Source organism: Paraburkholderia sp., assembly GCF_034668105.1.
Taxonomy (GTDB): Bacteria; Pseudomonadota; Gammaproteobacteria; order Burkholderiales; family Burkholderiaceae; genus Paraburkholderia.
Genome location: NZ_JAXDPY010000070.1, coordinates 1 through 7,250, shown reverse-complemented (window position 1 = coordinate 7,250; position 7,250 = coordinate 1). Strand labels below are relative to the sequence as shown.

Sequence of the window (7,250 nt, the reverse complement as noted above, 5' to 3'; positions counted from 1 at the left end):
CCGCCGCCCGCACCCGTAAGCGCGTACCAGCGGATGCAAAAGGAGTTGGGCTTGACGCGGGTCGTCGTGGTGCAACCCACGGGCTATGGCTTCGACAACAGTTGCACGTTGTCGGCATTGGCAAGGTTCGGCGACGCGGCACGCGGCATTGCAATGCTCCCGCCGCAGGCGCAGGCACAGCACGGCGACGCTGAACTTGCCCGTCTGCACCAAGCGGGCATTCGCGGTCTGCGTTACATGATGCTCGCCGGTGGTCTTAGTTCATGGAGCGACCTCGAAGCCGACGCCGCCCGCATCGCCTCGCTCGGCTGGCACATCGATCTCCAGCTCGACGGACGCGACCTGCCCACTCACGAGTCGGCGCTGAAGGACTTGCCCTGCAAGCTGGTCATCGATCACACCGGCAAGTTCATCGAGCCGGTGCAACCGGACAGCGAAGCGTTCCGCTCGCTGTGCCGCCTGCTCGATCGCGGACAATGCTGGGTCAAGCTGTCCGCACCGTATGAAACCTCTCGCCATGGTGCACCGGACTACGAGGACGTCGCGCTGCTCGCGCGCACGCTCGCCGCGCGCTATCCGGAGCGCTGCCTATGGGCAAGCAACTGGCCGCACCCTAACGCGCAGCCGCGTCCCGTCGATGTGTTGCTGCTGGACTGGCTCATCCGCTGTGCCGGCAATGAAAACACCGTGGAAAAGATTCTTGTCGGCAATCCGGAAGCGGTCTACGGCTTCCCGCCATCGTCGAGCTCAGGTCGGAGTGTGGCTGGCGCCTCGTGACGAAACGGCGCGGCAGTCAACGTTATCGTCATCGTCACGAAGCGGGATCGCCGAGACTGGCCGCGCGCAACCGGTCGAAATCCAGAATGGCGATTTCTGATGCTGCGCAACCATGGCTTGCTGACGGTGGGCGCGACGGCGGCGGACGCCTTCGTCGCCATGTACTTCTTTGAAGCGTCCTGCATGATTCAGGTGCGGGCGCAGGCCGGTGGCGGAAAGCTCACGTCCATTCCACTGCCGATTCTCAGCGGCATCAAGGAGCAGCTTGGACTGGTGACGAGAGGCGTCACGCTAGGTGCGCTGGCATGGCCCGGACTGCTGCGCCGGCTCGATCGCCGCAACCCCGGATACGCGGATTGACGCGGTCCATTCGCGCCTTGCGCTTCGCACGATGACAGGTGCTGAGCGAACGGCGTAAGCGTCATCGCCCGCGTTTGTCGATTCAAGACATCGCGGATGGACGAGAAAGTCACCTGAGAACCCATATGGCAAAGATCTTTATCTACGGCGCCGGCTCGATTGGCTGCTATGTCGGCGGACGGCTTCTGGCCGGCGGCAGCGACGTCACTTTCATCGGGCGTGCGCGCATCGCCGACCAGTTGCGCAGTCAAGGCATCACGCTGTCGCGGCACGACAATTGTCGCTGGTATGTGCCACCGGAGCACACCGACGTGTCGACGGACGCGGCCAGCGCCGCCACCGCCGACCTCGTGCTGGTCACCGTCAAGTCTGCCGCGACACCCACGGCCGCCGCGGAATTGGCCGGCGTGCTTCGGCCTGGCGCGATTGTCGTGAGCTTCCAGAACGGCGTGGGCAATGCCGACATATTGCGTGCCGCGCTGCCGCAACACACGGTGCTGGAGGGGATGGTGCCCTTCAATGTCGTCGAGCGCGGCCCTGGCGCGTTTCATCAAGGTTCAGCGGGCCACCTGGAGATCAGACATGCGCCGGCCATGCAGCCGTTCGTCGACGCATTCAGGCAAGCCGGCTTGCCGCTGATCCAGCACGTCGACATGTTGCCGGTGCAATGGGCGAAGCTGTTGCTCAACCTCAACAATGCGATCAACGCGTTGGCGAACCGTCCGTTGAAAGAGGAGCTCTCGCAACGCGCCTACCGGCGCTGTCTCGCGATGGCGCAGAAAGAAGCGCTCGCGCTACTGAAACGGGCCGGCATACGGCCGGCCAAGGTGACGCCGCTTCCGTCAAGCTGGATACCGCATGTGCTCGCCGTACCCGACGCGGTGTTCGAACGGCTGGGCCGCAGGATGCTGACGATCGATCCGCTCGCGCGCTCGTCGATGTCCGACGACCTGGCGGCAGCGCGTGCCACGGAAATCGACTGGATCAACGGCGAGGTCGTGCGTCTCGCCCGACGCCTTGGGCAAACGGCTCCGGTCAACGCACGGCTGTGCGAACTCGTGCGGCAAGCGGAACGGGCGGACACGCGCCCTGCATGGTCAGGCGACGCACTGCTGGCTGAATTGCGGGCTGCGGCGGACGCGCGTTTGTTATCGCACGGCAATATCTGAACGCTGGCGTACGCGCAGCGGTCTTTCACTATTCGTCGTCGAAGCGCGTCGAACTCCGCGTGGCCCCGGCTAGCCGGCCGTGCCCGCATAGGCGGCTCTGAGCGTGGCGAGGTCAAGCTTCACCATTTTCATCATGGCTTCGGCCACGCGCGCGGCCTTCACCGGATCAGGGTCGGCCATCATCCGGAGCAGCTCGGTCGGACAGATCTGCCACGAGACGCCGAAGCGGTCTTTCAGCCAGCCGCACGCATCCGTTGAACCGCCGCCCTCGAGCAGAGCATTCCAATAGCGGTCGACTTCCGCCTGATCCTCACAGTTGACCAGCAGGGATATCGCATGGTTGAACGAATCGCCGCCCCCGGAGCTCATGGCGATGAAGGGCTGCCCACACAGCACGAAATCGACCACCTTCGTGGAACCGGCGCTCGGCACCGCCGTGACCCGGGTGATGCGCGAGTCGGGAAAGATCGCCGTATAGAACGCTGCGACCTCTTCGGCTTCAGTGGCGTACCAAAGGAAAGGCGTGATCTTTTGAATCGTCATGGCAAATCTCCTGTCAGGGATGGCTATATGTGCAGGCAAGTCGCATGCCGCTACTGAGACGACGAAGCAAGAGCATCACGATCGACAGGCGGGGAGGAAAAATTTCACTTTTTTATCCATCCCTGTATTCCTGATACTCGTTCAGCGGCGGAAGCGGCGCCCTTTCCTGCCGCTGCCGCACTCGCGATGATCGTCTATGCGATGGCGTTGCCGGAGCGCTACGACATCGCGTGCGGTGCGTTCGCTTTTACGTTGATCGTGACGCTTGCGGCAAGCGGCGTGCATTCAATCCCGCTGCTTGCAGCACGCGCCTGGGAGACGCTTCTCGGCGGGTGCCTCGGTCTGCTTGCCGCCATGTTTGTTTCCCGCTCAGAACCTCCGGCCCCGACAAGTAGCGTTCGATTCGCGTATGCACGCAGCCACGCGCCGGCAAGCCGATATCGTTGACGATCGGATCAGACAGACGATGCTTCGCGGATAAAGTTTCGTGCTACCAATGGAAAACGTCGAAACGAAACTGCTGCGCTGGTAAAGTGCCTGTGACTTTCTTGCTTCCATTACTTCCTCGCCACGCTGCCATGCCGTTTATGCCAGATCAAAGCAGCGCCCGCGCCTCGATCGTGCCGCGCACGCGGCGCCTTCCGGCCATCGCCGTCCTGAGCGTGTGCTTGCAGGGATGCACGCTGCGTGGCGCACCATCGTATGAAATTTCCGGCGCCTACTTTCCGCTCTGGTTGGTGAGCGCCGTAGCGGGGTTCGTCGGTGCACTCATCGCGCATCGAATCTTCGTGTCCACCGGGTGGGCGCAGATCGTGCCGTTTCAACTGTCCGTCTGCGTCGCCATCGGCATGACGGTTGCGGTGCTCTTCTGGCTTGCGGGAACAGGACAGCTCTTATGAAAATCGCCGGCAAGCGCCAGGCTTCCGTCAAAGGCCGCGTGATCGCGGGCGTGATTGTTTTGCTTGGCATCGCGGCAGCCCTTTACGGCTACGACCGCACCACCCGCTTTCCATCTACGGATGACGCGACGATCGACGCCGACGTGGTGCACGTCGCGTCGCCGGTCGGCGGCCGGATCGTCAGGCTGGCGGTGCAGGAAAACCAGCGGGTCGCCAAAGGCGACGTGCTCTTCGAGATCGATCCTGTGCCGTTCCGTCTCGTGGTCGCGCAGACCCAGGCCGACCTCGAACTCGCCCGCGCGGCGCTCGAAACACGACGCCGGACGATCGTCGGCGAGCGTGCCAACGCGACCATCGCGGACGACCAGACCGGCAAGGCGGCCCACAACTACGAACTGGCATCGCGCACCGTGCAGCGCCTCACACCGCTCGTGGCAAAGGGCTATGTGCCGGTCCAGCAGCTGGATCAGGCGCAGGTCGCCGAGCGCGATGCCGCGTTGTCGCTCAAGCAGGCGCAGGCTCAGAAGCAGGCAAGCGCGAAGACGATCGGCGACGAGGCGGACGCCATCGCCGTCGTCCATGCGCGCGAGGCCGCACTCGCGCTCGCGCAGCATAGTCTCGACGACAGCGTGGTGCGCGCGCCGCAGAATGGTTTCGTCACGGGGCTCTCGGTGCTGGCGGGCGAGACGGTTGCGCCGCATCAGTCGATCTTCACGCTGGTGCATGCGGACGAATGGTTCGCCGTCGCCAACTTCCGCGAAGGAGCGCTCGCGCGGATCCAGCCAGGTGATTGCGCAACCGTCTATTCGATGATCGACCGAAGCCAGGCGATTCACGGCCAAGTGGTCGGCATCGGAGCGGGCGTTGCCGATTCGGACCGCATCAATCTGCCGCGCACCTTGCCGATCGTTCAGCAATCCGTGAACTGGGTACGGGTTGCCCAGCGCTTCCCTGTCCGTGTGCGGCTCGACGAACCGGCCGCCCGGCTGGTGCGAATCGGTGCGAGCGCGATAGTCGAGGTCCGGCATGGCGCAGCCTGCCGGTGATCTTGCCCGACCGGGCCCCGCCGACATCCTGAAGCTGCTTGCGCCCTATCCCGGGCGAGCACAGATGGCGACCCGGATCGCGCTGATCTGCGCGCTGACGGCGTTCGCGACGAGCGCCTACGGCACGCCGGAAGCCGCCATCTCCGCCTATGTCGTGTTCTTCCTGAACCGGCCCGACCGGGTGCTGAGCGTGGTGCTGGGCTCGGCGCTGCTGGTGCTGGTCACGCTGGTCGTCGGGCTCGTCATGGTGGTGGCCATGTTCGCGCTCGACGAGCCGCTCTGGCGGGTCTCGTGCATCGCGGTGCTGTCGTTCGGTTTGTTGTTCGTGACATCGGCGAGCAAACTGCGGCCGGTGGGCGCGATCATCGCGATGATCGTCGGCTTTGCACTCGACGAACTCGGCATGGCGCCGTTCGGCGAAGCCGCGACGCGCGCCCTGCTCTACGCGTGGTTGATGGTCGCGATTCCTATTGGCATTTCGATCGGCGTCAACCTGTTGGTGGCGCCTTCGCCGCGCAAGCTGGCCGGCCGCGAACTGGCGAGGCGCCTGCGGCTCGCCGCGCGCAGCCTGGCCGGACCCGAGTCGACCGGCGACGCGCTCAGCGCGTGCCTGCGCGAAGGGGATGCGCAGATCGGCACGTGGTTGAAGCTCTCGGCGCTGGACGGATCGTCGCGGCGCGCCGATATCGCGCCGCTGCGGCAGGCCGTGTCGTCAACGCTGGCGATCCTGGTCGCGGTCGATCTTTCGGTGCACGAACCGTCGGGACGGCTGCCGGCATCGTTCGCCGGACCGATCGGCGACACGCTCGAGAACATGGCTCGCATGCTCGAGGCCGGTGGCTATCCGGTCGAGATCGAACTCGCGCCGCCTGCCGTGACGGAGTTGACGCCGCTCGCGCGCGTCGTCGTCGAGGATCTGCGCGATGCGATTGTCCGGTTTGCGGTGGTTGAAAGCGCGGGCGCGGTGGAGGCTGAAGGCGTGGTTCGAACCGAAGCTCGCGTCGAAGCCCGTTCTGGAGCCGACGCCGAAACCCGTGCTGAAGCCCGCGTCGAAGCCGACGCCGAAACCCGCGTCGAAGCCGACGCCGAAACCCGTGCCGAAGCCCGCGCCGAAGCCGACGCCGAAACCCGCGTCGAAGCCAACGCCGAAACCCGTGCCGAAGCCAACGCCGAAGCCCGTATTAAAGCCGATATCGCGGCACCGGCAGCCCCTAAAGGCGGCGGCTTCTTCCTTCCGGATGCATTCACCAATCCCGATCACGTCCGCTACGCACTGAAGACCACTGTGGCGGCGATGTTCTGCTATCTGCTCTATTCGCAGATCGACTGGCCCGGCATCCATACCTGCTTCATCACGGTCTACATGGTGTCGCTCGGCACCACCGCCGAGACCGTCGAGAAGATGACGCTGCGGATTGCCGGGTGCATGGTCGGCGCGCTGCTCGGTGTTGCGGCGATCATGTTCGTGGTGCCGGTGTTGTCGTCCGTCGTCGGGTTGATGGCGCTCGTGCTGGTGGGTGCATGGTTGTCGGCGTGGGTCGCTTTCGGTTCGCCGCGGATTGCTTATGCCGGCTTCCAGATCGCGCTGGTGTTTTTCATGTGCGTGTTGCAGGGCGCGGCGCCGGGCTACGATCTGACGATCGCGCGGGATCGCACGATCGGGATCCTGATCGGCAATGTGGTCGTTTATCTGGTTTTCACGCGCGTGTGGCCGGTGAGCGTGGCCGAGCGCGTCGACAGCGGGCTTGCCGCGCTACGGCAGCAGTGGGCGCGGCTGGCTGCCCTGCCCGATGCCGTCACGCGGCGGGCGCAAGCCGCGAGCGCCATGGCGCAGTGCGGCGCGTTGGAACAGGACCTCGCGCTGATGCATTACGAGCCGTCGTGGGTTCGTCCTGACTCGACGTGGATCGCCGAACGCCGCGGCGCGTTGGCCCGGCTCGACGCGCTCGAAGGGCCGATGTTCCTGCTTGCGGAACGACGACCGGTCGATGCTGTGATCGATGGTTGGCTTGGGCGCGTCGTGGGTGGGTTGCCGCCAGGGCTCGCGCCTGCTGAAAACGCGGTTGAGGGTAATGCAGTCGTAGGAGATTCAGATTTGCCAGCTGCTCAGCACTCGCCTTTGCCGCTTAAGCGGGACCCCGCCTTGCCCTTTGCGCCCAACACGATTGGACCAAACGCAGCCGCTGACGACAGCACTCGCACCGCGTTGATCAATCTCGGCCATGCACGCCTCATTCAACTTGAACACGTTGCGTCGAATGACGCGGCGAAGGATTTCACTAGTCATGCGCCGGCTTAAGCCTCCATTCGCAGTGGCGATCCTGGTCACGGCGGGTCTGGCCGGATGCGCCACGTCATCCATCGACATCGCGCCGGACAGCCCCGACCGTCCGTGGCAACCCCGGACGGACGCGACGGGCGCCATTGTGTCGGGGCCAGCTGGCTCGGCTGGCTCC

The 7,250-nt window shown here is 64.9% G+C and carries 6 protein-coding genes and 1 pseudogene; 6 read left to right on the top strand and 1 reads right to left on the bottom strand.

Annotated features, from left to right (window positions below):
• From QOC89_RS03600 to QOC89_RS03590, 3 genes and pseudogenes are all read left to right on the top strand, one after another.
• The coding region (locus QOC89_RS03600) for an amidohydrolase family protein (RefSeq protein WP_323043763.1) at positions 1-777 on the top strand (777 nt) is incomplete at its 5' end.
• A 96-nt stretch (positions 778-873) separates the two neighbouring features.
• Positions 874-1,137: pseudogene (locus QOC89_RS03595) on the top strand (class II aldolase/adducin family protein); the annotation flags it as partial.
• A gap of 125 nt (positions 1,138-1,262) precedes the next feature.
• Positions 1,263-2,306: a 2-dehydropantoate 2-reductase gene (locus QOC89_RS03590; protein WP_323043762.1), complete on the top strand. Its 1,044-nt coding sequence runs from the start codon at positions 1,263-1,265 to the stop codon at positions 2,304-2,306.
• A 69-nt stretch (positions 2,307-2,375) separates the two neighbouring features.
• On the opposite strand, the gene QOC89_RS03585 is transcribed toward QOC89_RS03590, so the two are convergent.
• A complete protein-coding gene (locus QOC89_RS03585) occupies positions 2,376-2,849 on the bottom strand; it encodes a VOC family protein (RefSeq protein ID WP_323043761.1) in 474 nt (157 codons plus the stop codon).
• A gap of 587 nt (positions 2,850-3,436) precedes the next feature.
• Between QOC89_RS03585 and QOC89_RS03575 the strand changes: the two genes are divergently transcribed.
• From QOC89_RS03575 to QOC89_RS03565, 3 genes are read left to right on the top strand one after another with little or no spacing between them, the layout of a single operon-like run.
• A complete protein-coding gene (locus QOC89_RS03575; protein WP_323043764.1) occupies positions 3,437-3,748 on the top strand; it encodes a hypothetical protein in 312 nt (103 codons plus the stop codon).
• Complete coding sequence (gene mdtN / locus QOC89_RS03570; protein WP_323043760.1) at positions 3,745-4,794, top strand: multidrug transporter subunit MdtN; 1,050 nt, start codon at positions 3,745-3,747, stop codon at positions 4,792-4,794. Before QOC89_RS03575 ends, mdtN begins: the two co-directional genes overlap by 4 nt.
• Positions 4,775-7,093, top strand: coding sequence for an FUSC family protein (locus QOC89_RS03565; RefSeq protein WP_323043759.1), 2,319 nt, complete (start codon positions 4,775-4,777; stop codon positions 7,091-7,093). Before mdtN ends, QOC89_RS03565 begins: the two co-directional genes overlap by 20 nt.
• Positions 7,094-7,250 lie beyond the last annotated feature (157 nt).

What these genes read in the sequence shown, in the direction of transcription:
- QOC89_RS03590 (WP_323043762.1), top strand. Translation starts at nt 1,263, where the DNA reads ATGGCAAAGATCTTTATCTACGGCGCCGGCTCGATTGGCTGCTATGTC.
- QOC89_RS03585 (WP_323043761.1), bottom strand. Translation starts at nt 2,849, where the DNA reads ATGACGATTCAAAAGATCACGCCTTTCCTTTGGTACGCCACTGAAGCC.
- QOC89_RS03575 (WP_323043764.1), top strand. Translation starts at nt 3,437, where the DNA reads ATGCCAGATCAAAGCAGCGCCCGCGCCTCGATCGTGCCGCGCACGCGG.
- mdtN (WP_323043760.1), top strand. Translation starts at nt 3,745, where the DNA reads ATGAAAATCGCCGGCAAGCGCCAGGCTTCCGTCAAAGGCCGCGTGATC.
- QOC89_RS03565 (WP_323043759.1), top strand. Translation starts at nt 4,775, where the DNA reads ATGGCGCAGCCTGCCGGTGATCTTGCCCGACCGGGCCCCGCCGACATC.